Here is a 26,319-nt window from a genome sequence, read left to right as displayed (position 1 = left end):
ATCTGACACGAACACAACATATTGTGTATTGACATCATCTTACACCCAAGATATATTTAGCACTCCTACAAGGCGAGTGCTATTTCATAGCACTTCCCGTTATGATGAAAGGCTCCTAATCGTGGCAGACGTACATCAAATAAAGTTCTATCCAGTCGGCAATGGCGACACAACACAAATCATCACGGCCAAAGGCAAAAGAATCCTTTTCGATTTTTGTCATAGGGCAAATGCTGAAGATGAGGAGAATCCAGCAATTGATCTTAAAGCGGCCTTAAAAGCAGAGCTAGACGCGGCCGAAAGAGATTATTTCGATGTCGTGGCGTTTACTCACGCTGACTTGGACCATATTCGAGGTAGTACCGAGTTTTTTTGGCTTGAGCAGTCCAAAACATATCATGCAGACGAGAGAATCAAAATAAGAGAACTTTGGGTTCCCGCAGCAATGGTTGTTGAAGAAGTCGAAATGGATCAGAAGTCAGAGGAGTTTGCGATCCTGCGACAAGAAGCTCGCCATAGAATCCTCGAAGGCACAGGTATTCGTGTTTTTTCCAAGCCACAAAAGTTATTGGATTGGCTAGTACCTAGGCTTGAGGCGCGTGGTGAAAAACCTGATGCAAGAGACTATTTATTTGTTGATGCCGGGGAAATGGTTCCTGGCTTTGATATCGATCTAGACCAGATTGAATTCTTTTGCCATTCACCATTTATCAAGCATTGTGACGAAGGTGATGTTGTTCGAAATAGTGCCGCTTTGGTATTCAATGTAAGACTCCGTGCAGATGGATACGACTATGACTACCTGGAAGTGGGCGATGCTGAATGGTGTGATATTGAGGATATAGTTAATACAACGCGATACCACAACAACGATGATCGTCTGAAATGGGATCTGTTTAATATTCCCCATCACTGTAGCTACAAAGCACTTAGTGCCGAAAAAGGCCAATATGAAACGATACCTAAAGATCTCGTAAAAGAGCTGCTGCTTGAAGGTAAGGAAGGGGCCTACATCGTCAGTTGCAGTAAGCCAATTCCGGATACTAAAGAGGCTTATGATGAAGTACAGCCGCCGCATATCCAGGCGCGCAAGGCATATGAGCGCTACCTGAAACAGGTGCAGGGAAGGAAGTTTCTTGTAACCATGGAGGAGCCGAATGCCAACCAGCCAAAGCCTATCGTATTTGAAATAACAGCAGGTGGCATCTCATGGATTAAGTCGGTCGTTTCTGGTGCACCCGCTATAATTTCATCTACGCCACCAAGAGCTGGCTAATGACTGATAATTTTTACGAATATGCAATGGCAGAGGCCATTGATGAAGGCGGTTTAGAGATAAGCCGCGCAAAAGCTTTACTGGAGGCTATAAAACAGCATCGCGACTTTACACTTGTCTCTGTATCTAGATTCCAGCTTCAAGAGTTTGGGCGGATTGAGATGTTAATCATAGACCTTGAGTTAGACGAGGTGCCACCAAAAAATCAGTTTGGCATCAAGTACAGGGAAAGATTAGCATTATTAATTCCGACTGATGTGAATCAATTAGTCGAGGTGTCGGCGCTCAGAAAAGACTTCCCTAAACTGATGCATTTAAATCAGACGTCAGATGAGACACCAGCTAACCTCTGCCTTTATTTTGATCCACCTGCCGATGTCCTTAGAACATGGACACCGCAAAATTTTCTTAAGCGGATAATTTGGTGGCTAGTTGCATCTTCCCGTGGTCAACTACACCCCGCTGATCAACCTGTTGAACAGCCGTTTTTCTATACAAAGTACGAGCTTGTTCTGCCATGGAATATCGAAGAGTTGCAGAAAAGCGGTGCGCATTTAACTGTGTATAGAGCTCTGGAACGTCCAGATGGCGGGATAACCTGTTTACTTCTACCACTAACAGGTAAGAATCAAAATCATGAAGTAGATTTCATTGAGCTTTCATTGCCTTCAATTACACACAGTGCTACCCAAAGTAATCCAACCAACTTGGGGAGTCTGGTTGAGTTGCTGGCAGCTAAAGGGGTTAATCTACTCGAGCAGTTAAAAGCTGAAATTGAACAAAGCTTGCCCAGTGAAGGCATACCCAAAGCATCAACTGGCACTAAGACTGTGCTGTTATTGAACATCCCAATTCAACGAGACGCGGGTAGTTCACCTGAGCGCATTTTCCGCAGGGCTTTTATTTTACGTAAGGGTAAGTACGAGCTTGGCAATGATTTAGACATTTGCTCACTTTCAGGAAATACCTATTTCTATACTCCAATTGTTGGTGTTTCACAAAAGACTGAGTGGAGAAATAACGATGTTTATGCGATGCAAGTCAGTCGCGAAAACGATAAAGCTGCCTCAAGAGCGCAATCAGGTATTTCTGATGAGGGGCCATCAGCGGTAATTGTCGGGGTTGGTTCGCTAGGTAGCACCATGCTGAATTTATGGATGCGAAGTGGTTGGGGTGCTTGGACAGTCATAGACAATGACTATATCAGACCACACAATCTATCACGACATCCTGCTGGATTAGCGCACATTGGATTGATGAAGGTATTAGCTGTTCAAGATATTCAAGCTGAGGCTTTAGGCAATTCAAATGTGATCACGCCGATCCCGCAAGATGCTTGTAACTTTGAAAATAAAGCTGTCCTGGGTGCATTGCAAAATGCAGAGCTCATTGTCGATGTATCTACCACATTGCAATACCCAAGGCTTGCAAGCACTATTGAAGGAGTTGCGCGGCACGCGTCAGTGTTCGTTACTCCAAATGGAAAATCAGGAGTATTACTATTAGAGGATGATAAGCGAGAAATAAGGCTACGCAGCTTAGAAGCACAATATTATCGTGCACTCATTAGGAAAGATTGGGGTGCAAGTCATTTGAGTGGGAACGGTGCTACGTTTTGGAGTGGTTCAAGTTGTAGAGATATTTCAGTAGTCATGCCATATTCTGAAATCATGCTGCACGGCAGCACTTTAGCCGAGCAAATAAGAAGAGCGATTGTCAGCCCAAATTCTGCGGTCAAAATATGGGAGCATGATCCAGAAACTGGTTCTGTAACTTATTACTCGGTTGAGACATTTGCTGAAAAGGTCATTGATCTTGGTGCCTTCAAAGTCTACTACGACCAAGAGGTACAAAACACAATGCATGCTATTAGAGCTGAGCGATTACCAAATGAAACCGGTGGAGTATTGGTTGGATTCTATGATCTTAGTCTCAATACAGTGGTTATTGTGGATGCATTACCTCCGCCACCAGACAGTAAATCAACGCCGCATTCTTTTGAGCGTGGAACTGAGAAATTAGCTGAAAAAATAAAAGATATATCAATGCGCACAGCAGGTGTAGTTGGTTATGTAGGAGAGTGGCATAGTCATCCTGATAATTATCCTGCAGTCCCGAGCACAGATGATTTAATTCAGTTGAGTTATCTTGCACTGGGGATGGCCGGGGACGGTTTGCCGGCGCTTCAAGTAATCGTGAATGAGACCAACATGTCAATTTCACAAGGGTTGGTTCAGTGATGACTGATAAAAGCATTGCATTGGCTCTTTCAGGTGGTGGCGTGAGAGCAATGGTTTTCCATATGGGCGTATTAAAAGCATTGGCAGAACGAAACTTGTTAGAGAAGGTTAGCAGGATTTCTACTGTGTCCGGGGGAAGTCTATTGCTAGGGTTAATCCTGCAAGAGAATCAACTCAGGTGGCCCACTTCTACAGAGTATTTAGACGTCGTTTATCCTAGCCTGCGCGAAAAGTTCTGCACTAGGAGCATCATGGTGGGCGCGCTTAAACAATTACTTTACCCATGGAACTGGAAGTATCTTTTATCACGTGCAAATGCAGTTGCTAAAACGTTGGAAAAGGATTGGGGTGTAACTGCTCGCTTGAGTGATTTACCCATTGAGCCAGAGGTCTCGATTAATGGTACTCCTGCCGAAAACGGAGTGAGGTTTCGCTTTAAAAAAGACAGTATTGGCGATTACACAATCGGCTATGCATCGGCAGGAAACCTTAAGCTCGCAAATGCAATGGCAGTGTCTGCTGGATTTCCTGGTGGTATTGGACCACTAGTGTTGGATACCACTAAGTACGAGTGGAGAACTTGGACACCTAACGGCCTTGGAGAAATAAGAAATCCGCCTTTCTCCAAACTGCATTTGTATGATGGCGGTGTCTATGACAACTTAGGCTTGGAACCATATTTCAATAGTGGAATCCTCAAGGCAAAGGTCCAAAATATCTACATTATTACTTCAGATGCGGGGGCTCCGTTAAAAACGGGTTTTAAACGATGGGCGCTCAGTCCATTTAGACTGATGCGCGTACTGGATATTATTTCTAACCAAGCACGGGCTTTGAGAGTGAGAACTTTCAGTACCTATATACAAGCTGATAAAAGCAACGGAGCATATATTTATATTAATACTCCCCTAGTTGATGGAAGTAAGTGCGAAGATGCTCGATTTGCTTCAAGTTACCCTACTGATCTGAACAAAATATCTGAAGTAAATTTCGATCAAATTGCGGGATATGGATATCAGGTATCGAAAAAAGTCGAAAGTGAGTATGGACTGTATCCTGAAGGCAAAATTCATTAAATGCTAATCAATGAATTTATGCGTCAATAAATGACGGAACACAATGGTTAGCCTAAATTAGATACTTCCTCTCTATTTCCCTCTTGAAATCGCAAAAACCCTCCCCACTGTAGGGATTATGCTCTTTAACAACTAAAAGGATAGTGGTATGTCAGGAGAGGTTCCCTACGAAATTGATTTCCTTCCAGTCGGCTCTGGAGACAAAAGTGGTGATGCTATTGCGTGCCGCTGGAAAGAGGGTGACTCATACAAGGTGTTGGTCTACGACGGGGGTACCAAGGAGTCTGGGCAAGCTCTTGTAGATTTAATCGTAAAGCACTATGACACTAGAAAAGTGGATTATGTGGTTAATTCTCATCCTGATGGCGACCATGCAAGTGGGCTTCAAGTCGTTCTGGAACAATTGCAAGTAGGTGAGTTATGGATGCATCGGCCTTGGGTATATTCTGCCACTATCCGTGAATACTTTAGGGATGGTCGTATTACTGACAATAGCCTTGCAGAACGGTTACAAGAAAAAATGGCAGCCGCTTATAAACTTGAAACAATTGCCTCAGAAAAGAAAATCCCTTTATCTGAGCCATTTCAAGGCAGTAAAATCGGCCCTTTCACTGTGTTGTCCCCGGAAAAAGAATGGTACGTGCATGAGCTTATACCAGCCTTTGCCAAATCTCCAGATCTGAAACCATTAAGTGCCACATTAGATATCGCAATTGAACAATTGAAGGAAGCTGAGAAAAAGTTGTTAAATCGAGTCAATGAAAACTGGGCTACCGACTCTTTAAGAGAAAACGTTTCAACTTCTGCTGAGAATGAAAGCAGTGCGATTCTGCTTGGAAATTTTGATAATTATGGTGTATTGCTCACTGGCGATTCAGGTATTAAAGCGCTTTTGAGGGCTTCAAAGGAAGCAATATTTCTTGGGTATGAATTACCCAAGATATTAAAATTTATACAAGTACCCCATCATGGAAGTCGAAATAATGTTTCCCCAACGGTGCTTGACTTAATTGTAGGTCCTAAGAAAACAATTCAGGATGAAAATTACACTAAAACCGCATTTGTATCTGCGGGTAAAGATTCATCAACCCATCCACGCTTAATGGTCGTTAATGCTTTGCTTCGTCGAGGAGCGAAAGTAATTAGCACCAAGGGTCGCGCACAACGACATTCCCATAAAACTCCTGCAAGAGAGGGTTATTCACCATCTGACCCTATGAAATTCTCTAATGAGGTTGAATCATGGGACTAAATGAAATCGTTGGTAAATTTCTAGATCCCTATGATCGTCCGGCAAGACTATATCCAGGTCTTATAGTGCTTACTCCGTTGGCAGTGCTATTGGTTTGTTTATATGGTACAAAATATATAGTCGCTTCTAGTGTTCTTTCAATCTTAGGATTTAGCGGTATAGCCTATATGTTAGGTAGTGCAGCGAGAGATGCGGGCAAGAAACTAGAAGATAAATTATTTGCAAAATGGGGCGGCAAACCTACTACCCTCATGCTGAGACACAGTGACAACCGGATTGATGGAGTTACCAAAAATCGAATTCACCAAACCTTATCGAAAGGAATTATGACTGCCTTTCCTAGCTCGGCTGAAGAATTAGCTAATCCTCATCAAGCTGATGAAATCTACCGTGCGGGCACGGTTTGGTTAATAAGCAATACGCGAGATACAAAAAAATTTCCTCTTGTATTCAAAGAGAATATTGCATACGGATTCAGGCGAAACATGTTAGGTTTGAAGCGAATTGGGGTAGTAGTAGCCTTAGCTTCGGTTATCTGGACCTTGTTTCATGCAAAAGTGATATCTATCTTCGAACCATATTGGTCAATTGATAAATTCATTGCTTTGGCACCATCATCAATCACTTCGCTTGTTGTCTCGACCACCATATTATTAGCATGGATTTTTTTTATTACTGAGTCTTCATTGCTACGAGTAGCTACCGCTTATTCAGAACGGCTATTTCATAGCTGCGACAACTTAAAAACAACTAGGTCTCGGACTAAGGCAGCACCTTAAGTGTCACTATGTCCAATCACGAATTCGACACTATTGATTTACTTTTGAGTTCTGATGCACCAACAAGAGCGGTAGACGCATTTGCCTTGGCAGTAATAAAAATTGAACGTCAATTACGGAAAATCTTTACCAATTTGGTTTACCAAGCAGAATGCTATGGTAGCGAGGATGTCCCAAAACTACGTGATGCTCTTTCCTCAAACACCAAAATCTACTTCAGCCAAATCGAAGCCTGTTTTAATGCACTTTCCTCAATTTCCACTAAGGAAATCATTGGTAAAGATTACGAACGTTTAACTGCTAGGCTCCAAGAGGCTATCGGATATCGAAATAAGATATTCCATGGACAACTAACTCAGAAAAATCTCAGTGCTAGTGACTTGGAGCAATTAATAGCTGATTTACGCCTATGGTCAGAACTGCTCGGCAACGGTGCTGAGCAGTATTTTGGTTATGATGGGATAAAGCGGAATTCATTTCAAAAATCAGCATTACCGGATATTCATAAGGTCATAAAAATTAAATTAACCAGCATTCAAGATTATGTTGATTTACTTAAAGCGCATCAGCGATAGCCTCATGAATGTTTGTTTCTAAGCGATTTGAACGTGCGATAAAGTACAGGCTTAGCAGTATCTCACCCTGCTGTAGTAGTCGGTCGTTTACCTTACGATTGCTGACTGAATCGCCACTAATTTTGTAGTCACTGTTCAGCCAATTGATTGAACAGCTTTTAAGCGCGAGTGGCGATCCAAGTATTGAAATCCGATCGATCATACTAAATCCCCTTGCTGCTTTTACAAATTATCTGTTCAAACAAGCTCAACCTCAACCAGATTATCGCTAAACGTATTTGAGTGGCCCATGTCACCATACTCGGCTGAGCTGATACAGTTCACCGTCCCCTTGTTGAGTTGCCGCCAATAGCCCAGAGTAGCGACGACGATGCCAGGGTTTACGTCTGTGGTGACACGGGCGACCGCTTCAAAAGCGCCTCTTTCGTTATAGGTTTTGACCATCATGCCATCCTGCACATCGCGTGCGAGTGCATCTACCGGGTTGATCATCAGGTATTGCTCGCCTTGCACACGGAGTTTGGATTCCATATTCGCGTATGAAGAATTAATAAAGCCATGGCTTTTGGGGGAGATGATGTTTAGAGGAAACCTGGCCGCCAGCGCTGCGTTGGTATCAGGAGCTTCCCGACTGGGCACATAGGCCGGCAATGGGTCTAAATCTTCGCCTGGCTGAAAACCGTCATACATCTGCCTGAAAGGGCCTGCGACAAAATTCTTGGCGCCTTCAACCATGAACATGCATTTACCGGTTGGGGTGGGGAAATTGCCCTCGCGATGCGGCGCGCGGTCGTCTTTGGTGCCTACATTCAGTCTTGCAAACCCGTGCTCACGCATGTAGTTGAGGTCTATGCCTTGGCAGGCGGGCGAATTCCAATCTACATAGTTTTCAAGACATTCGCTGTCGCTCCATTTGAAATTGTCTTCTTCGAATCCTAACCGTTTTGCCAAGCGCCGGAATATTTCATTGTTGGGTAAGGCTTCGCCAGGAGGCTCTATGCATTTGGTGTTATAGGTAAGGTATAAATGGCCCCAGGATAAGATCATGTCTTCCTGCTCTGCACCCATGGCGGCGGGCAAGACAATATCTGCATAAGAGGCGGTATCAGAGATGAAATGATCAGCCACAATCGTAAACAGGTCTTCGCGCTTGAGCCCTTCGATGACCTTGTCAGTTTCGGGCGATTGGGTGACCGGATTGGTATTCCACACCATGATAGATTTAATCGGCACCTCTAGCGGCGTTTCGCCAAGCAGCGCCCGGCCTAATTGCAGGATATTCACCACTGGCGTATCTTCAGGGATCAAGTCCGGCCTGCAAATCACGTCAAACTTGTAAGGATGCTCCCAGACCGGGAATTGCAGCGCACCGCCGCCAACGTGTCGCCAGGCTCCAATCAGGGCGGGCAATGAGGTGACAGCGCGTATCGCCTGACTGCCGCCATAACTACGCTCCAGTGCGACGCCAATGCGGATGGCGGCTGGCGGCGTGGTCGCATATTCGCGGGCAAACAGGCGAATCTGGTCGGCGGGGATGCCTGTGATGTCAGCTGCCCATTCCGGCGTGCAGGGTTTAGCTCTTTCCGCCAGCTCGGCATAACCGACGGTATACTTTTCAACATAGTCATGGTCGACCAAGTCGTCTGCAATAATCACGTGCATCATCGCCATCGCCAGCGCGCCATCAGTCCCTGGTTTGGGGGCGATATGCCAATCGGCTTCTTTTGCGGTTTTGGAGGCGAACGAATCTACCACAACGACTTTGGCCCCTCTTTTTTGGGCGTCTTTAATAATGTGCCAGTGATGCAGATTGGTGGAGACAGAGTTACACGCCCAGATGACGATGAAATTGGCATGGATGAAGCTTTCGGGGTCCACGCCGGCGGTCGGCCCGACCGTGAGTAACCAGGCAGTGCAAGAGCCTTCACCACAAAAGGTTCTTTCACAAACGGTGGCGCCCAGCCGGTTGAAAAAGGCATCCCCACCATTGAGTCCATGTACCAGCCCCTGATTACCCAGATAACTGACTGGCAATATCGCACGGGGGCCTTCATGATTGATCAATGCCTGCCATCGATCCACAATGGTATCCAGGGCCTCATCCCAGGTGATGCGCTCAAACTGATTCGTGCCTTTGGGCCCGACCCGCTTCATGGGATAGAGTAGGCGGTTGGGGTGATAATGCCGCTTTTCGTAATCTTTTAATTTGACGCATAACCCGCCTCGCGTCATCGGATGATCAGGGTTACCTGAAACTGAAATCAGCTCGCCGTTTTTGACATGAAACTGCATCGCGCAAGTATCAGGACAATCATGCGGACAACCACCATGAAAGGTTTGGACTACATCTGCAACATCATTCATATGACACTCCAAGCGCACTGTTATATGCCGTCATGTTTTAAAAAGAATCAATGCAAGACAGGTCTGTCTATTCCAAATACTATACCCCTTAGCATGGAAATACAATGCTGCTGGATATTGATACTTTTTGTTCTTAAAGCGGATCATCGCCTGCAGATAAAAAGTTTGAACATGGGTTGCATGAATCGCTATTCAAACTCGATATAATCGTTCTAGGCGATACGCAAACAAAATCAATTGTGTTTTCCCAGCGCCCCAATTTATGAATCGCCGCTTATTTTTAAGACTCAATTAATGCAAACCGCCACCCTGCGTGACTTAACCCAGCACTTTAGCCAACACGGGCGACTGGAAACCATTTACCTTCGTCCAGATCGCGGTCAGCCTTGTTTGTCACCCAATCAAGCCTTAGCGATAGCAAACCGTGGATTGCAAGGGGATAGAGCCAGCTTGCGCGCGTCATCACAAGCGAATGGCAGCAAACGGCAAGTAACCTTGCTGCAAGCCGAGCATTTACCAGTGATTGCGGCACTCACGGGTCTGGCGCAGGTGGATCCGGCGGTGCTCAGGCGCAACCTGATTGTCTCCGGACTCAATCTGCTGGCGGCTAAATCGCTGTTTAAAGATCAGCCCTTGCATCTATTGATCGGTGAAGTGGTGCTGGAGGTGACTGGCCCTTGTGAGCCATGCTCACGTATGGAGCAGGTGCTGGGGACAGGCGGTTACAACGCCATGCGTGGTCATGGCGGGGTCACGGCTCGGGTTTTAAAAAGTGGGATACTGCAGCGAGGAGACCCGGTGCGGGTGATGGTCGCTGAGTCTGCAACAGATGCGCCGTTGCAATCGTCTTTGAGCTTCTAGCAGAAGCAGCCCGCAAAATTACTTTTTCCTGACTTGTCTTCGCCGCCTACCCCTGACTAAGCCCGCTTCAATCCCCGGCGTTGAATCAGGGGTTGATACATTTCGTGACAAAATCTTTTGCACAATAATCGCACCAATTGTTAGATTAGCTGCCTAGCAAATGCAGCACTCAATGCGGTGATGCAAGGTTACGCCCTGTAAACAGATATCACAGTGAGTCCCACCCCAATTACAAACAACTCCCGTTTGCGATTTGGAATTTTCTTTTTCTGGAAAACCAGAATCGGGGGATGGTCGCGATAAAATGCAAGTCGCGGGGGTGAATGATTGACCGCATGAAGAGATGTTTGTATTTTCAACGTTGAGCAAGCATATTGAGTCGGCTATGTCTAATAAAAAAGCGCTATTGAACACTGCAATAGGACTGATTGCCCTGGGATTGGCGATCTGGTTCTGGAAACATTCGCGTACCGATCAAGGGGCTGAGGTGCCCCAGGCCGAGGCGCAAGCTGGGCAAGGGCATGGTCGCGGACACGGCGGCCATCATGGCCCGGGGGGAGACAAGCCCACGCCAGTGACAGCGGCCACGGTGACGATTGCCGATATTCCGGTGACACATACGGCGCTGGGGACGGCGATTCCATCAGCGGTGGTGACGGTGACCAGCCGCGTGGCCGGGCAATTGATTCAAGTGGCTTTTCAGGAAGGTCAGCTGGTCAAGCAAGGGCAGTTATTGGCGAAGATTGATCCGCGTCCGTTTGAAACGGCGCTGGGGCAGATTCAGGGGCAGGCAGTGCGCAACCAGGCCTTGCTCAAAAACAGCCAGATTGATTTGGAGCGCTATAAAACCCTGCAAGCGCAAGACTCGATTGCCTCGCAGCAAGTAGACTCACAAGCCTCGCTGGTGCAGCAATATCAGGGCACGGTGCAGGCCGACAAAGCCTCGGTGGAAAACGCCAGGTTACAGCTCAGTTTTACCAACATCACCGCGCCGATCAGCGGCCGCATTGGCTTGCGCCAGGTCGATAGCGGCAACAATATCGACACCACCAGCCCGATTGCGGTGATCAATGCGATTCATCCTATCCATGTGGTGTTTACGCTGCCGGAAGACCGCATCACGCGCCTGGTGGCACAAAGCCAGTCAAGCGCTGGCTTGCACAAACTCAAGGTAGAAGCGTGGGACAAAGGCAATACGCGGCGGTTGGCCAGCGGGGTGCTGGAGAGTATTGATAACCAGATTGATACGACTTCGGGCACACTTAAGCTCAAGGCGGCCTTTGCCAACGAGGACGACCACCTGTTTCCTAACCAGTTTGTGAATGTGAAACTGTTTAGCGAGACGATTCCGCATGCCAGCGTGATCCCAATCAATGCCTTGCAGCAAGGGCCAGACGGCGCTTTTGTGTATAAAATTGTGCCCGATACCAACGGCGAAAAAGTGGTGTTGCAAGCGGTAACCGTGGGGCACACTGATGCAGAAATCGCGGCCATTACCAAGGGCTTGCAGCCGGGTGACCGGGTGGTGAGCAGCGGCATTGATAAACTCAAGCAAGACGCCAAAGTGCGGGTCAAGGACCCGAATCACGCGCTGGATCCGGCTGAGCAGGCGGACCCAGCGCCGGCCAGTGCTAGCGCTGACGGACAAGCATCCAAGCATAGACGCCGCGCGGCAGCCGGGGCATAAGCGGCAACGCCTGACGATGATGAACCCTTCACGGCTGTTTATTTTAAGACCGGTGGCGACCTCGTTATTGATGGTCGCCATTCTGCTGGCGGGCCTGCTGGCGTATACCTTGTTGCCAAAAGCTGCCTTGCCGCAGGTTGATTACCCGGTGATTCAGGTGGTCACGCTCTACCCCGGCGCCAGTGCCGAGGTGATGGCGATGAATGTGACCTCACCGCTGGAGCGTCAATTTGGCGCTATGGCTGGCCTGGCACATATGTCCTCTGCCAGCTCTGGCGGCGTTTCAGTCATTACCTTGCAGTTCAGCCTGAAAAACAGCCTCGATGTTGCCGTCCAGTCAGTTCAGGCGGCCATGAACGCGGCCAGTACCTTTTTGCCTGCGGATTTACCCTCCCCACCCATCTATAACAAGGTGAACCCGGCCGATGCCCCGGTGCTGACGTTGGCCGTGACTTCACAGAGCCTGCCATTGCCAAAGTTACGCGACCTGGTGGATACGCGCATGGCACAAAAAATTGCGCAGGTGAGTGGCGTGGGCCTGGTCAGTGTGGATGGCGGGCAAAAACCGGCGATCCGCATTCAGGTGAATCAGCCCGTGCTGGCGGCCTACGGGCTGGGCATGAATACGCTGCGCACCATCATAGACAGCGCCAACTCCAACCAGGCCAAAGGCAATATTGATGGCCCCTTGCTGGCCTATGAACTCGATGCCAACAGCCAACTGCGGTCCGCAGAGGAATACCGTAACCTGATTATTGCCAACACCGGTGACCGGCCCGTGCGCCTGCGGGATGTGGCTGAGGTGAAAGAGGCACAAGAAGACTTGTATATCTCTGCCTGGGCCAACCAAACGCCCGCCATTCTGGTCAATATCCGCCGCCAGCCCGGCGCCAATGTGATTGAGGTGGTCGAGCAGATTCGCGAGCGCCTGCCCGGCCTGACCGCGGGCTTGCCGGCCGATGTCAGCGTCAGCGAACTCACTAACCGCACGCATACCATCCGCAGTGCGCTTGAAGATGTGCAGTTTGAGCTCATGCTGGCCATTGCCCTGGTGGTGATGGTGATCTTCCTGTTTTTGCGCACGGCGGCGGGCACCGTCATCCCCAGTTTGACTGTACCGCTGTCGCTGGTGGGCACGTTTAGCATCATGTATGCGGCGGGCTTTAGCATCAACAACCTCACCCTGATGGCGCTGACCATTGCCACCGGCTTTGTGGTCGATGATGCCATTGTCATGATTGAGAATATCGCGCGCCATATTGAAGAAGGCGAGACGCCGATGAATGCCGCCATCAAGGGCGCCCGCCAGATCGGTTTTACCATCATATCGCTGACCTTTTCACTGATTGCGGTGCTGATCCCCTTGCTGTTTATGGGCGATGTGATTGGCCGCTTGTTCCGCGAGTTTGCCGTCACACTGGCCGTTGCCATCCTGATTTCGGCGGTAGTCTCGCTCACCCTGACGCCCATGCTGTGCGCGCGCTTGCTCAAACCGGCCAAAGCCCCTGTCGCAAACCAGACAAACCTCATAGACCGCATCATTGCCTATTACGGCAGAGGACTGCAGGTTGCCTTGCGGCACCAGCCGCTGGTATTGCTGCTTGCGGCCGCATCGCTGGTGCTGACGGTCACGCTGGTGATCAGCATCCCCAAAGGCCTGTTCCCGACCCAGGATACCGGCTTTATCCAGGTGATGACTGAGGCCAACGGTTCGGATGCCTTCAGCGTGATCAGCCACAAGCAGCAAGCCGTGGTAGAAGCCATTTTGCAGGATGCCGATGTAGAAAGTATTTCTTCAGTGGTAGGCGTGGATGGGGTCAACACCACGCATAACAGTGGCCGTATGCTGATCAATCTCAAGCCCTACCCGCAACGCCAGGCCAGCGCCAGCGAGGTCATTTCCCGCTTGCAATCTCGCCTGGAGGCCACCGCCCCGCTCAAGCTGTTTATGCAACCGGTGCAAGACCTGACGTTGTCAGACCGTGTCAGCCAGACCCAGTATCAATACCTGCTGACCAGCACCGATCCGCAAGCCTTGCAAAGCGCACTCCCCGGCTTTATGCAAGCACTGCGCAAGCTGCCGCAACTGACCACCGTCACACATAACTTGCACAGCGACGGCCTGCGCGCCGCCGTGACCGTGGACCGCGACAGTGCCGGGCGGCTGGGCATTACCATGGCGGATGTGGACAATGCGCTCTATAGCGCCTTTGGCCAGCGCATGATCAGTACCATTTTCACCCAGGCCAATCAGTACCGCGTGATTCTTGAGTCGCAACCATCCTCGGCCTCAGGCTTGCAGGCGCTGGATCAGGTTTATGTCACCAGCAATACCGGGCGCCAGGTGCCGCTGGCGAGTATCGCACGCATCAGCGAGCAACCGGCGGCGCTGGTGGTGAACCGGGAAGACCAGTTACCCTCAGTCACCATTGGCTTTAACCTTGCCGAGGGCTATGCCCTGGGGGATGCCGTGGCAGCAATTGATGCAGTCAAACAGCGCATGCAATTCCCGGCCACCATGATTAGCCGCTTTCAGGGCGCAGCTGCCGCCTTTAATGCCGCACTCGGCAACGAATTATTTTTAATGCTGGCCGCCATCCTCACCATGTATATCGTGCTGGGTATTTTGTATGAAAGCTATATCCACCCGCTGACCATCCTCTCCACCTTGCCTTCTGCGGGCGTCGGCGCCTTGCTGGCGCTCATGCTGACCGGGCATCCGCTCAGCGTGATTGCTATCATCGGCATTATCCTGCTGATCGGCATTGTGCAAAAAAATGCCATCATGATGATTGATTTTGCACTGGAGGCCGAGCGCCATCATGGCAAGTCGCCTGAAGAAGCCATTTATGAAGCCTGCCTGCTCAGGTTCCGGCCTATCCTGATGACCACACTGGCGGCGCTGTTAAGTGCCGTGCCGCTGGTCACCGGCGATGGCCCCGGCTCAGAATTGCGTGCGCCGCTCGGCATTGCCATGATAGGCGGCCTGTTAGTGAGCCAGTTGCTCACCTTGTTTACTACGCCAGTCATCTACCTGATGTTTGACCGCCTGGCCCAGCCTGGTCAGCACAAAGCAGTCGCACACAGCGAGGCGAACCCATGAGTGGGCTCACGCTGTTTTTGCGCCGCCCCGTGGCCACCACCTTGCTGGCACTGGCGATTGCCTTGCCTGGCATTGCGGCTTATGTGGCACTGCCGATTGCCTCGCTGCCGCAAGTGGAAATGCCCAGCATCGATGTGTTTGCGCGCCTGCCCGGCGCCAGCGCCGAAACCATGGCTTCCGCCGTTGCCTCGCCGCTGGAGCGCTCGCTGGGTAATATTGCCGGCCTCAACGAGATGACCTCCAGCAGCACCAAAGGCCAGACCCGGGTCAGTTTGCAGTTTGATCTGGACCGCAATGCAGACAGTGCCGCACGCGATGTGCAAGCGGCCATCAATACCGCCATCCCCTTGCTGCCAGCCGGCATGCAAAGCAACCCAACCTGGCGCAAGAGTGGCCCGACCATGATCATGCATATCGCGCTGACCTCGGACCGCTACAGCCAGTCCGAGCTGTACGATGTGGCCTACAGCCTGGTCGGGCAGCGCATCTCGCAAGTGGATGGCGTGGGCCAGGTCAACGTCAATGGCAGCGCCTTGCGGGCGGTCAGGGTAGAAGTGAATCCGCTCACTGCCAATCAATATTGCATCAGCCTGGACCAGATCCGCACGGCCATCGCCAATGCCAACGCCCATTTACCCAAAGGCTTTATCGAGAGTGCCAGCAAACGCTGGCAGCTGGAAGTGAATGACAGTAACCGCCAGGCGGCCGATTTTCGTGATTTGATTGTGGCCTGGCGCAATGCCGCCCCGGTCAGGCTGCGCGACATTGCCGAGGTGAAAGACTCGGTGCAGGAGCTGCGCAGCGCCGGCAGCGTCAAGCAAAAGCCCGGCGTGGTCATCGCGGTGAATAATATCCCGGGCGCCAACATTGTCGCCACGGTTGATGGCATCAAAGCCTTGCTGCCTAGGCTGCAGCCCTTGTTGCCGCCTGGCATTGCCATGGAAGTGCTCATAGACCGCAGCACCATCGTCCGCAAATCGTTAGAAGAAGTCGAACACAGCCTGCTGATCTCGATTGGATTGGTGATCGTGGTGACCTTTTTGTTTTTAAAAAGCGGGCGCGCGGCGCTGATTCCCAGCATCGCCATTCCGGTGTCCTTGCTGGGGACGCTGGCCGTGATTTACCTGTGCGGTTTCAGCCTCAATAACCTGACCCTGATGGCGCTCATTATTGCCACCGGCTTTGTGGTGGATGATGCGATTGTGGTGGTAGAAAATACGGCCCGGCACATTGAACATGGCCTCAGCCCCTTGCAGGCGGCACTGCGGGCAGTGCACGAGGTGTCATTTACCATTATCGCCATGAGTCTGGCGCTGATTGCGGCATTTATTCCGCTGCTGTTCATGGACGGTGTGGTCGGGCGCATGTTCCGCGAGTTTTCAATCACGCTGGCCAGTGCGGTCATCATTTCATTGCTGGTGTCGCTGACACTGACACCCGTCCTCTCCTCCAAACTACTGCGGCCGCAAGCAGCAAAGCATGGCGCAAAGGCTGGTGGCGCTGACCATACGAGTCCCGCTCCCGCCACGCAGGACCAACCCTGGCCAGCCTCAGTGTATCAGCGTGTGCTGCGCTGGAGCCTGCACCACAGGCGCCTGATTCTGCTGCTCTTTGCCGTGGCTATCGGCAGCAACCTTTATCTATATACCCTGGTGCCCAAGGGCTTTTTTCCGCTACAAGATACTGGCCGCTTGCAAGGCAACTTCGAGGGCGACCAGAATCTGTCGTTTTGGGCCATGCGTGAAAAAGTGGCCCAATTCATGCAGATCATCGCCCGCGACCCCGATATCGATACCTATTATGAATACACGGGTGGCTTTGGCGGCGGGCAATCCAATACCGGCATGCTCAATGCGCGGCTGAAACCCCGTGCAGAGCGCCAGGCCTCCGCGCAAGAAGTGGTGGATCGCTTGCGCCCGCAATTGGACCGCGTGGCCGGAGCATCGTTACGCTTGCGACCACAACAGGAATTCAATATCGGCTTGCGTCCGGGCTCGGCGGAATACCAATACACCTTGCTCTCCAGCAGCGTAGACGATTTGCGCCAGTTTGCCCCTAAACTCAAAGATGCCATGGCCAAGCTGCCGCAACTGACTGACGTCTCCAGTGATGCACAAGACAAGGGCTTGCAGATTAATCTGGTGGTGGACCGCGATGCGGCCACGCGCCTGGGCATTACCCAGCAGCAGATTGACAGTGCCTTGAATGATGCCTTTGGCCAGCGGCTAGTCTCAACCATTTACGAGCCGCTCAATCAATACTATGTGGTGATGACGGTGGCGGCCCGCTTTGCGCAGGGACCGGAATCCTTGCAGAATATCTACCTGACCAGCCTGAAAAACCAGCGCATTCCGCTGGCCAGTTTTGCCCACTGGCAACCGGTGAATACGCCCCTGGCGGTCAACCACCAGGGGCAGTTTGCCGCCGCCACGGTCTCGTTTAACCTGGCTCAAGGCTATGCGCTGGATGCCGCCAGCCAGGCCATCGAATCGACCTTTGCCGCGCTGGTGCCGCCAGAGAGCATCCATGGCACCTTTGCCGGTAAAGCCAAAGCGTTTCAGGATTCCATGGATAGCCAGCCGTGGCTGATCCTGACCGCCGTGATCGCGATCTACATCGTGCTGGGCATGCTGTACGAAAGCCTGATCCATCCGCTGACCATCCTCTCTACCCTGCCCTCGGCGGGCATAGGCGCCTTGCTGGCCCTGTTATGGTTTGACAGCGAGTTGACCATTATCGCCATGATAGGCATTGTGCTCCTGGTGGGCATTGTCATGAAAAACGCCATTATCATGATTGATGCGGCGATTCATTTGCGGCGTGAACACGCGCTCTCTGCCGAAGCCGCCGTCACCCAGGCCTGCCTGCAACGCTTGCGGCCCATTTTAATGACCACGCTGGCGGCGGTGCTGGGAGCGGTGCCCTTGTTGCTGGGCGTCGGCGATGGTGCTGAAATCCGTCAGCCGCTGGGCATCTCCATCGTCGGTGGCCTGCTGGTAGGGCAAGTGCTGACGCTGGTCACCACGCCCGTGGTTTATCTGTATCTGGATGATGCGGGGCGTTGGCTCAGCCAGCGTTTCGGCCTCTCGTTAAACTCAAATTCTTTGAAGAATCAAACGGTATGAACATAGTCAAAATGTGGGTGCTGGCCATGGCGGGCCTGATGATACAAGGATGCAGCGTCTGGCAAGACTATGTACGCCCGCGCGTCGAGATACCGGCACAATACAAAGAACCGCCGCCTGCAGGCTGGAAAGTGGCCGAGCCCGGTTCACCAGAACTGTCTCCGGCCTGGTGGGAACGCTACAACGATCCCCAACTGACCGCCTTACTCACCCAGGCCAATCAAGCCAACTATACCATCCTGATTGCGGAGGCCAATTATCGGCAAGGGCTGGCACTGGCGCGGGCGAGCCACTCGCCGCAATTGCCCGCACTCAACGGGCAGGCAGGCGCCACCCGCGGAGAGACCACCAATACCACTGGCGTGCGCAGTGATTACAGCATTGGCCTCAATGCCAGTTGGGAGATGGACTTGTGGGGCAGGATACGTAACAGCGTGATTGCCGGCGAAACCAATGCCGAAGCCACGGCCGCCGACCTGGCAGCGGCCAAGCTCTCGGTCCAGTCTACGCTGGCACAAACCTATTTTCAGCTCAGGATTCTGGACTCGCAAAAGCTGCTGCTGGATAACACGGCCAAAAGCTTTGATCGCTCACTCAAGCTGACCACCAACCGCTATAACGTGGGCTTGGCCTCGCGCACGGAAATCGCCCAGGCCGAAACGCAATTGCGCAACACCTTGGCGCAGTCGATTGATATCAGCGCCTCGCGCGCGCAACTGGAGCATGCGATTGCAGTACTGATCGGCAAGCCGCCAGCAGAGCTGTCTATCCCCGAACAACCATACAAGGACGTGGCCAACTTGTCTCTGCCCGCCGCGAATACAGGCTTGCCTGCCAGCCTGCTGGAACGCAGACCAGACATTGCCGGGGCTGAGCGCAGGGTCGCCTCCGCCAATGCACAGATCGGCGTTGCGCGAGCGGCACTCTTCCCCACGCTGACGCTGGGCGCGACCTTTGGCTATAGCGACAACAGCCTGAGCAATCTGCTTTCGCTGCCTAACCGCCTCTGGTCACTGGGCCCCGCGCTGGCCGGGCCGATTTTTGATAATCAGTTGCGTAGATCGAACACCAATGCGGCGATTGCCCGCTACGATGCCAGTGTCGCCACCTATAAACAAACCGTGATCAATGGCTTGCGCGAAGTTGAGGATAATCTGGCCTTGCTGCGTATTCTGGAGGCGGAGGCAAAAGAACAGGAAACCGCCGTCAAATTTGCACGCGAAGCCGTCACCCAAACCGAAAACCGCTACCGTGCCGGCATCAGTGAATACCAATACGTGGTCAACGTGCAATCCACCCTGTTGACCGCCGAGCGCAACCTGCTCTCCATCACCGGGCGCAGGCTCAATGCTTCAGTGGCTTTGATGGTGGCACTGGGTGGCGCTTACGTGCTGCCCCAGTCTAACTATTAAGTCTGAACAGGCCACTGGATAGGTGCCACCCCATTGAGCATGGGCTTGGCAAATAAAAACCCTTGAAACAAATCGACGCCGGCAGATTGTAACCAGCACCATTCTTCCACGGTCTCTACCCCTTCGGCCACAATCGTAATGCCCAGCGCATGGGCACACTCAATCAGCGCCCGCACAATCGCCTGCTTGGGGCCATCCTTGTGAATATTTTCAACAATCAGTCTATCCACCTTAAGCTTCTCAGGCTGAAATTTGGACAGCAAGGTCAGCCCGGCAAAGCCGGCACCAAAATCATCAATCGACACACTAATGCCTGCCAGACGTAACTCCCTGATAGCGCGCTGAAAGTCATCAAAGTTGGCAATAGACTCTTGCTCGGTGATTTCAACGATGATTTGCTGCGGCTTGAAATCAAATTGTGCGATATAACTGAGCAGCTTTTCCACCGCATTGGGCACCCGCACCAAAGACATCGGCAACAGATTGATGGATAACTTGATCGGCCCGAGTTGCATCTGCGATGCCAGGGCCAACGCGTGCTGTTTGGATTCCAGATCGAATACATATAACTCCTCGGCTGACAATCCCTCAAAACACTGCTGCGGGGAGCCGCCAGACGGGCTGCGGATCAGCGCTTCAATCGAAGAGATCAGTCCGGTCAGTGGAGAAACAATCGGTTGAAATGCAAACTGGCAAGCCGCCTGCTGAATGCGGGCAGGATTCACGACATCAAAAGGGGATGGTTGGGGCTGAAACTGCCAGTCTTCCGCGTGCAGTGTCCGCTCGCCATCGCTCCAGCGGGAGGTGGCAAAGGCCGTGATCAGTTTAACAACACGGTCATGATCGGGGAGCGACTCGCCGCTATTGAAGGTAGCCCCCTCTGACAACAGGGCATAAATGTCTTCACCATACACCTTTTGCACATCAATGCAGTACATGGACCAGCCGCCAAATCGCCGCGCAGGAGAAAAGTCCTCCATCAGCTTGACCACATTACGATGCCTGTCATCCAAGGTAATCAGATGATAAAGCAGCTTGATGGCAATATCCGGACCTTCCAGATATTGCAGAAAATAGTCGCCATCGTATAAGAGCACGCCTGAAATGGCATTCTTTTGATTCTTTTCAGCAGCAGCGTCAACCAATGCAGCAAGTTCATCCCCCACCAGCTGCTTCACTGAGCGACTTTTATACACCAATACCGTAAACATATTTATCACAAAAACAAATTTATATTAATAAATTATACAAACAAAAATTAATCTAAAACATAAAAATATTATCTAAAACGGCCAAAAAGTTAGATGTTTTAACGGAAAACCGTCAACACTGTAGTGGGGAGATGTGACACTTTTATTTTTAAACCCTGTCACCCGCACATTCAGGTGTGACATCGCATGCTGGACGCGTGAATGGAGGCTGGCATTGCGCTAATCGCCCGCTGCTAGCTGAGACTGGAAATCGTCGCCCCCAGGGTGATCAGGCCAATGCCCATGATTTGTGCCGGGCTTAGATGCTCGGCAAACAAATAAACCGAGACCAGTGGCACGGTGGCATAGGCAATGCCAGAGATCAAATGTGCCTTGGAGAGGTCGGTGCGAGACATCAGCAGCATCCAGCAACAAAACGCCACCAGTAGCAGCATCACCCCTCCCACCAGCGCAGGCTGCAGCAACAGTGAGCCGGCAAAGGCAAAAAAACTCTGCCAGCTTTCCAATGAGGCCGCGCCAACCTCCAGCGAGGCCATCTTGAATAACACCTGACTAAACGTATCGCAGAAAATCAGCAGTGAAAATAACCAGACGACACTGGCGTTAGATGTTCTGGTCAAAGTTTTCATAAGCAAGCAATTTGGCCAGACAAGCCAGCGGTTGATTCAGGAAGCGGTTGGTATGTTTAAAAAGCAAATAGGTGTCTTCAAGCTCGGCACCCAGTCTTTTCTTCACCTCGTAGGAGGCCTGCCCGCTTTGAAACTGCGTGATGCCATCGCGCAGGCACATCTCGATGTTATAGATCCAGCTTAAGAAGTAAATGTTGTGCTCCGCCGCGACAGGCTGGTGCATGCCAATGTATTTATCCATCAGGGTATGGCCGTTGTGCAGCAGCATGTTAAACGCAATCAGTTTGCCTTCGAGGTAATACAGCACAAAGCGGGTATTTTCTGGCATCAGGCCCGCCACAAACTCAAAAAAGCTGCTGGTCAGTTTTTCAAACTTCAATTCGCTGCGCTCATAGGTTTCGAGATACAGCTGGTAGATTTCGTCCAGATTGGACGGCATGCCCTGCACTTCGCGGATTTCAATTTGCGAGCGTTTTTTGAGCTTTCTGCGCAGGTCTTTGCGCGTGGCATAACTCAGGCTGGCGAAGTAGGCCTCCATCGAGTCAAATGCGATCTGATTGACGGCGACCGGCATGTTTCTGAGCGTGCTGTAGCCCAACGCATTGAGCGGGGCACCCACTTTTTGCAGGTCACGTGCCAGCACATCTTTAAAGGCAATCACCGAGGCGCCAGCTTTGGCGGCAATTTTTTGCAACTGCGCATTGAGGGCCTGCATCATGGCCGGATCAAACGGATAGTCAGGATGCAAGGTCATTTTGCAGGCATCGGTGATCGGCGAACCGACGCAAAGTAATTTGACCCGCATGAGGAAAGGAATACGCTCGCGGACTTTTTGCAGCAAGGGTTTCAGGCGCCCTTGCACCGTGGTATCCAGGTTGTAATCGGTGATAAAAAACGGCGCCAGGCAAACAATGACCTGATTTTTCTTGACCGCCAGGTAACCGGTTTTAAAGCCCTGCACATTGGCGGAGTCAAACGCCAGATGCAAGCGGTAGCCTTCGAGATCATCCTTTAACAGTGTTTTCCAGGTTTCCTCGGGAAACTTGGCGGCACTGTAGCCCACTTCCACATCAAACACAGGCGTTTCGGCACTGAGGTTGGAATCCATATATAAGGCAGTTTGCATGATTAGATCTTTCTCAAAATAAGGACACCGCTGGTGCCACCAAAGGCAAATGAGTTACTCATGACATACTCGAGATGCTGAACGGGTTGCGCCTGGTTGGCCACGTAATTCAAATCACATTCCGGGTCCGGGGTGTGCAAATGCATGGTGGGCGGCAAGGTGTTTTGCTGCAAGGCGACAATGCAGGCGACCAACTCGACCGCGGCCGCAGCGCCCATCAAGTGACCATGCATGGATTTGGTGGAACTGACCGGAATCTGCGCCGCCGCCTCACCAAACACTTGCTTGATCGCACGGGTCTCGGTTACATCGTTGAGCTGGGTGCCGGTGCCGTGAGCATTGATATAGCTGATCTGCTCAGGGTTGAGGCCGGCATCTTGCAAGGCTTTTTGCATGGCCAGGGCCTGACCTTCGACCGAAGGCTGGGTCATATGGCTAAAGTCATTTGACGTGCCAAAACCGACGATTTCCGCCAGAATATGCGCGCCGCGCGCACTGGCATGCTCGTAGGTTTCGAGCACGAACACAGCCGCACCTTCACCGAGTACCAGGCCCGTTCTATCGGCAGAAAACGGTTTGCAGGAGGCTGCAGCGGCTTGCGGGTCTTCTTTGGCGAGGGTACGCAATGCCTCCCAGGCCTTGATGGTGCCAAAGGTGAGCAAGGCTTCACTGCCGCCGGCCAGCGCCGCTTCACAGCGGCCGAAGGCAATCTGTTTGGCGGCTTCGCCTATGGCAATCGCGGCAGAAGAACATGCGGTGGAAATGGTTTGATTCGGGCCTGCGAACTGGTATTTGGTCGCAATTTGCGAAGCAGCCGCACTGTTCATCGCCATGAGTACTGTAAACGGTTTGAGCCGGTTCAGGCCCTGCTTGAACAAGCGCGCATAGCCTTCTTCTGTGGCGGCGGCGCCGCCCATGCCGGTGCCGATAAAGCAACCAAGCGCGTCTGGACTGAAGGCAGCCAAATCGATACCAGACTGCTGCAAGGCTTGCTCGGCACTGTGCAAAGCAAACTGGCTGACGCGGTCGAGCAAGGCTAGCTCCTGGCGGCTGAAATGCTGCTCTGGCTCAAACTGGCACTGGGCAGCAATCCGCGTTTCGAGTTGCTCGGCAAACTCGGCCTTGAGCGCACCAATGCCTGACACCCCATTCAACAGGTTTTGTTGAAAGGTCGTCACATCGTTGCCTAGCGGCGAAACGATGCCCGCCCCCGTGATCACCACCCGGCGCGGCATGCTCATTATGCGCTGGCCTCGGTCTTGAGCAAGTCGTCCAGCATGCACACCACATCTTCTACGGTGGCAATCTCTTCTGAAGGGTTAGGCACCTTGATGCCATACTGATCTTCAGCCTGGAAGATAATGTCAAAAATATCCAGCGAGTCCAGGCCAAGGTCGACCAGCTTGCTTTGCGGTGTAATCGTCTTCTGGTCTATCTCCAGCTTGCTGGCGATCAGGCCGCTGACGACTTCAAATGTATTCTGTGTATTCTGCATAAGCACTCCTTACTTATCTCACTTCTAGTGATCAGGCGTTAATCACGGACAAACAAAATTCTGCACTGCGTCTGGCGATATCATCCTTGCGCTTGTCCAGTGTCACCACGTGGTAGGTATCGCCGATATAAAAGGTTTCCACATGCTTGCTGGCAATTTCTTTTTCTACCAGATAGGCATTTTTAAGGCTGGCCATATCATCCTCGGTCGAATGCACAATCAATACCGGGCAAGTGACTTGTGGCAACTGCTTGCGCGCTGCGCGGATCAATTTGACACTCTGGTAGATGACCGTGGCCGGGGTCTTGAAATAGCCGATTTTTTCCGAGGTACGGGCATCTTTGTTTTCAAGCACGGCTGCCACCATGGCGCGCGTACGTTCGCACTTGATGCCATAAGGCGCGGTTTCTTCCCACTGCATGACATAGCGCAAGGGCGAATACAGCACCAAGGGCAACAAAAAGCGTTGCTTGAACAGGGGGATATTCCAGCCGTCATAGACAAAGGTCGCCGACAACAGCACCACGCCAGCCACTTCTTTGCCGTGTTTGGCAGCCACCAGCAAGGCAATCAGGGCGCCCATAGACAGGCCTGAAACAAACACACTTTTATAATGTTTGCGCATCTCGAGAAAGACGGTTTCAATCGAGGTAAACCACGCTTGCCAGCGGGTGCGGCTCAGCTCCTGCACCGAGGCACAATGCCCGGCCAGCACCGGGCACACCACAGACAGGCCTTTGCGGGCGATTTGCTTGCCGTAATGTTTCATTTCTGCAGGCGTGCCGGTCAAACCGTGGACCAGTAATACGGCGTGTTCTGACTGTTGCAGCCAGAAGCCGTTTTCGCCTATCAGTTGTTGCAATGTGTTCATGTGTTGCTCCCTAACAACCCAACGCCGGCCACAATGAGCAAGGCCCCCAGCCAGCGCTTCATGCCAATCTGTTCATTTAACGCCAGTCGTGACACCAGCATGATCAATACAATAGTGATGCTATACATCGGAAAAGCCTGGCTCAGCGAAGAAGCGGATAAATAGGTAATCCAGATCACGTATTCCACCACGTAGACCAGCAAGCCGGCCGGCACATGCCAGCGGGTCAGGCAAGACCGCAACAGCGCCATCGGCGAAGTTTCTACCGTGGTCGCCGGTTGCATGGCACCCAGCTTAAACAAGGTGGTGCCCAGCGTATCCAGCAGGACGGCTGCAACAAATAATGCGCCGGTATGTATCATCATGCGCCCCCCTTCAGGGCATGCAACAAGCGCAGGTTGGCAGCGGCATTGACCTGGGCGGCAACCTGCACAGCCTCACGCGGATGCACTTTGCGGTCTAAATAAGAGGCGATCCATTTGAGTGGTGAACGGAACCGCACCGGCGAAAAGTCGCCCACCGTATCCGCACCTATGAGCTGTTTATGCTGGCTGAGCGACTGAATGACGGCGGTGACGGTGGCCAGAGGCAGACTCCCCTGCTCCCAGTTGGTCTTGGCGTCTGCCGCTTGCAGGCAGTCTTTATCAATGCTGATATAGACCTGCTCAGTGTCTATGTACGACAGCACCTCTTGAATCCCTGTCGTCAGGTCTTGCGCCAGCTTGCTGTGCAAAAACAGGGGCTGCGGCGCATTCACCTGCACCTTGCGATAAGGCAACAAAATGATTTTTTGCTGCAAAAAGCTTTCTACATCGCCTTTTTTAAACTGATCATGATCAATATCGCCACTTTCGAGGCCGACGATGATCACGCGCTTGACCTGTGGCAAACGGGCCAGTTGATAGACCCAGGTGCCACAATGATACTGATGCGGTGGCTGCATCCAGTCAGGATGATTGTCAAACAGCACCACCGTCAACGGCGTTTCAAAACGCGCAATCAAGGCCAGTGAGATATGGTGGTAGTCGCCGGAACCGATCAGCGAAAATTGCGGCAGGCTTGTGCGCGGCCGCAACTGGCTGGCCATGGCGGCAAACGCCTTGGCCGACGCCCAGAGGCGCGTCGCCGTTTCATGCTGGCGCATGGCATGCAGCACCGGCTGCACCCCTTGCGCGTTCAGCATGGCCAGCTGCGCCTGAATGCTGCCATCAAAATCGTAAGCGACCACTTCCATCTC

General features: G+C 51.8%; 20 protein-coding genes. 11 read left to right on the top strand and 9 right to left on the bottom strand.

Going from position 1 to position 26,319, the window contains the following annotated elements:
* Window positions 1-121: 121 nt before the first annotated feature.
* The 6 genes from INP77_RS12525 (at window position 122) to INP77_RS12500 (ending at window position 7,198) form a co-directional block, all read left to right on the top strand.
* Window positions 122-1,276, top strand: coding sequence for a hypothetical protein (locus INP77_RS12525; protein WP_194749382.1), 1,155 nt, complete (start codon window positions 122-124; stop codon window positions 1,274-1,276).
* Window positions 1,276-3,516, top strand: a complete 2,241-nt coding sequence (locus INP77_RS12520) for a Mov34/MPN/PAD-1 family protein (protein ID WP_194749381.1) — start codon at window positions 1,276-1,278, stop codon at window positions 3,514-3,516. Before INP77_RS12525 ends, INP77_RS12520 begins: the two co-directional genes overlap by 1 nt.
* Complete coding sequence (locus tag INP77_RS12515; protein ID WP_194749380.1) at window positions 3,516-4,592, top strand: patatin-like phospholipase family protein; 1,077 nt, start codon at window positions 3,516-3,518, stop codon at window positions 4,590-4,592. The genes INP77_RS12520 and INP77_RS12515 overlap by 1 nt, the downstream gene beginning before the upstream one ends.
* Window positions 4,593-4,740: 148 nt before the next feature.
* Window positions 4,741-5,844, top strand: a complete 1,104-nt coding sequence (locus INP77_RS12510) for a ComEC/Rec2 family competence protein (RefSeq protein ID WP_194749379.1) — start codon at window positions 4,741-4,743, stop codon at window positions 5,842-5,844.
* Window positions 5,835-6,623 carry a hypothetical protein gene (locus INP77_RS12505; protein WP_194749378.1) on the top strand — a complete coding sequence of 263 codons (789 nt, stop codon included), beginning with the start codon at window positions 5,835-5,837 and terminating at the stop codon, window positions 6,621-6,623. Before INP77_RS12510 ends, INP77_RS12505 begins: the two co-directional genes overlap by 10 nt.
* Before the next feature lie 8 nt (window positions 6,624-6,631).
* Window positions 6,632-7,198, top strand: a complete 567-nt coding sequence (locus tag INP77_RS12500) for a hypothetical protein (RefSeq protein ID WP_194749377.1) — start codon at window positions 6,632-6,634, stop codon at window positions 7,196-7,198.
* 237 nt (window positions 7,199-7,435) lie between these two features.
* Here the strand turns inward: INP77_RS12500 and INP77_RS12495 are convergent, their stop codons facing one another.
* The gene (locus tag INP77_RS12495) at window positions 7,436-9,562 is read right to left on the bottom strand and encodes a molybdopterin-dependent oxidoreductase (RefSeq protein WP_194749376.1); all 2,127 of its coding nucleotides are present in this window, start codon (window positions 9,560-9,562) and stop codon (window positions 7,436-7,438) included.
* A gap of 294 nt (window positions 9,563-9,856) precedes the next feature.
* Between INP77_RS12495 and INP77_RS12490 the strand changes: the two genes are divergently transcribed.
* The 5 genes from INP77_RS12490 (at window position 9,857) to INP77_RS12470 (ending at window position 19,750) form a co-directional block, all read left to right on the top strand.
* A complete protein-coding gene (locus INP77_RS12490; protein ID WP_194749375.1) occupies window positions 9,857-10,423 on the top strand; it encodes an MOSC domain-containing protein in 567 nt (188 codons plus the stop codon).
* Window positions 10,424-10,808: 385 nt separating this feature from the next.
* Entirely contained in the window at window positions 10,809-12,110 is a 1,302-nt protein-coding gene (locus INP77_RS12485; protein WP_194749374.1) for an MdtA/MuxA family multidrug efflux RND transporter periplasmic adaptor subunit, read from the top strand.
* Window positions 12,111-12,126: 16 nt separating this feature from the next.
* On the top strand, window positions 12,127-15,213 hold the full coding sequence (locus INP77_RS12480; RefSeq protein WP_305076189.1) for an efflux RND transporter permease subunit: 3,087 nt from the start codon (window positions 12,127-12,129) through the stop codon (window positions 15,211-15,213).
* Entirely contained in the window at window positions 15,210-18,338 is a 3,129-nt protein-coding gene (locus INP77_RS12475) for an efflux RND transporter permease subunit (protein WP_194749373.1), read from the top strand. Before INP77_RS12480 ends, INP77_RS12475 begins: the two co-directional genes overlap by 4 nt.
* A complete protein-coding gene (locus INP77_RS12470; RefSeq protein WP_194749372.1) occupies window positions 18,335-19,750 on the top strand; it encodes an efflux transporter outer membrane subunit in 1,416 nt (471 codons plus the stop codon). The genes INP77_RS12475 and INP77_RS12470 overlap by 4 nt, the downstream gene beginning before the upstream one ends.
* Here the strand turns inward: INP77_RS12470 and INP77_RS12465 are convergent.
* From INP77_RS12465 to INP77_RS12430, 8 genes are all read right to left on the bottom strand, one after another.
* On the bottom strand, window positions 19,747-20,961 hold the full coding sequence (locus tag INP77_RS12465; protein WP_194749371.1) for a diguanylate phosphodiesterase: 1,215 nt from the start codon (window positions 20,959-20,961) through the stop codon (window positions 19,747-19,749). The genes INP77_RS12470 and INP77_RS12465 overlap by 4 nt on opposite strands.
* A gap of 233 nt (window positions 20,962-21,194) precedes the next feature.
* Complete coding sequence (locus tag INP77_RS12460; RefSeq protein ID WP_194749370.1) at window positions 21,195-21,590, bottom strand: hypothetical protein; 396 nt, start codon at window positions 21,588-21,590, stop codon at window positions 21,195-21,197.
* Complete coding sequence (locus INP77_RS12455; protein WP_228518917.1) at window positions 21,565-22,716, bottom strand: GNAT family N-acetyltransferase; 1,152 nt, start codon at window positions 22,714-22,716, stop codon at window positions 21,565-21,567. Before INP77_RS12455 ends, INP77_RS12460 begins: the two co-directional genes overlap by 26 nt.
* Before the next feature lie 2 nt (window positions 22,717-22,718).
* A complete protein-coding gene (locus INP77_RS12450) occupies window positions 22,719-23,957 on the bottom strand; it encodes a beta-ketoacyl synthase (protein WP_194749369.1) in 1,239 nt (412 codons plus the stop codon).
* On the bottom strand, window positions 23,957-24,211 hold the full coding sequence (locus tag INP77_RS12445) for a phosphopantetheine-binding protein (protein ID WP_194749368.1): 255 nt from the start codon (window positions 24,209-24,211) through the stop codon (window positions 23,957-23,959). Before INP77_RS12445 ends, INP77_RS12450 begins: the two co-directional genes overlap by 1 nt.
* A gap of 31 nt (window positions 24,212-24,242) precedes the next feature.
* On the bottom strand, window positions 24,243-25,082 hold the full coding sequence (locus INP77_RS12440; protein ID WP_194749367.1) for a carboxylesterase: 840 nt from the start codon (window positions 25,080-25,082) through the stop codon (window positions 24,243-24,245).
* The gene (locus tag INP77_RS12435; protein WP_194749366.1) at window positions 25,079-25,447 is read right to left on the bottom strand and encodes an EamA family transporter; all 369 of its coding nucleotides are present in this window, start codon (window positions 25,445-25,447) and stop codon (window positions 25,079-25,081) included. The genes INP77_RS12440 and INP77_RS12435 overlap by 4 nt, the downstream gene beginning before the upstream one ends.
* Window positions 25,444-26,316, bottom strand: a complete 873-nt coding sequence (locus INP77_RS12430) for an arginase family protein (protein WP_228518925.1) — start codon at window positions 26,314-26,316, stop codon at window positions 25,444-25,446. Before INP77_RS12430 ends, INP77_RS12435 begins: the two co-directional genes overlap by 4 nt.
* Window positions 26,317-26,319 lie beyond the last annotated feature (3 nt).

The organism is Methylophilus sp. 13 (genome assembly GCF_015354335.1).
In the GTDB taxonomy this organism is placed as follows: domain Bacteria; phylum Pseudomonadota; class Gammaproteobacteria; order Burkholderiales; family Methylophilaceae; genus Methylophilus; species Methylophilus glucosoxydans.
This window is presented reverse-complemented; position numbering and strand designations above follow the sequence as displayed.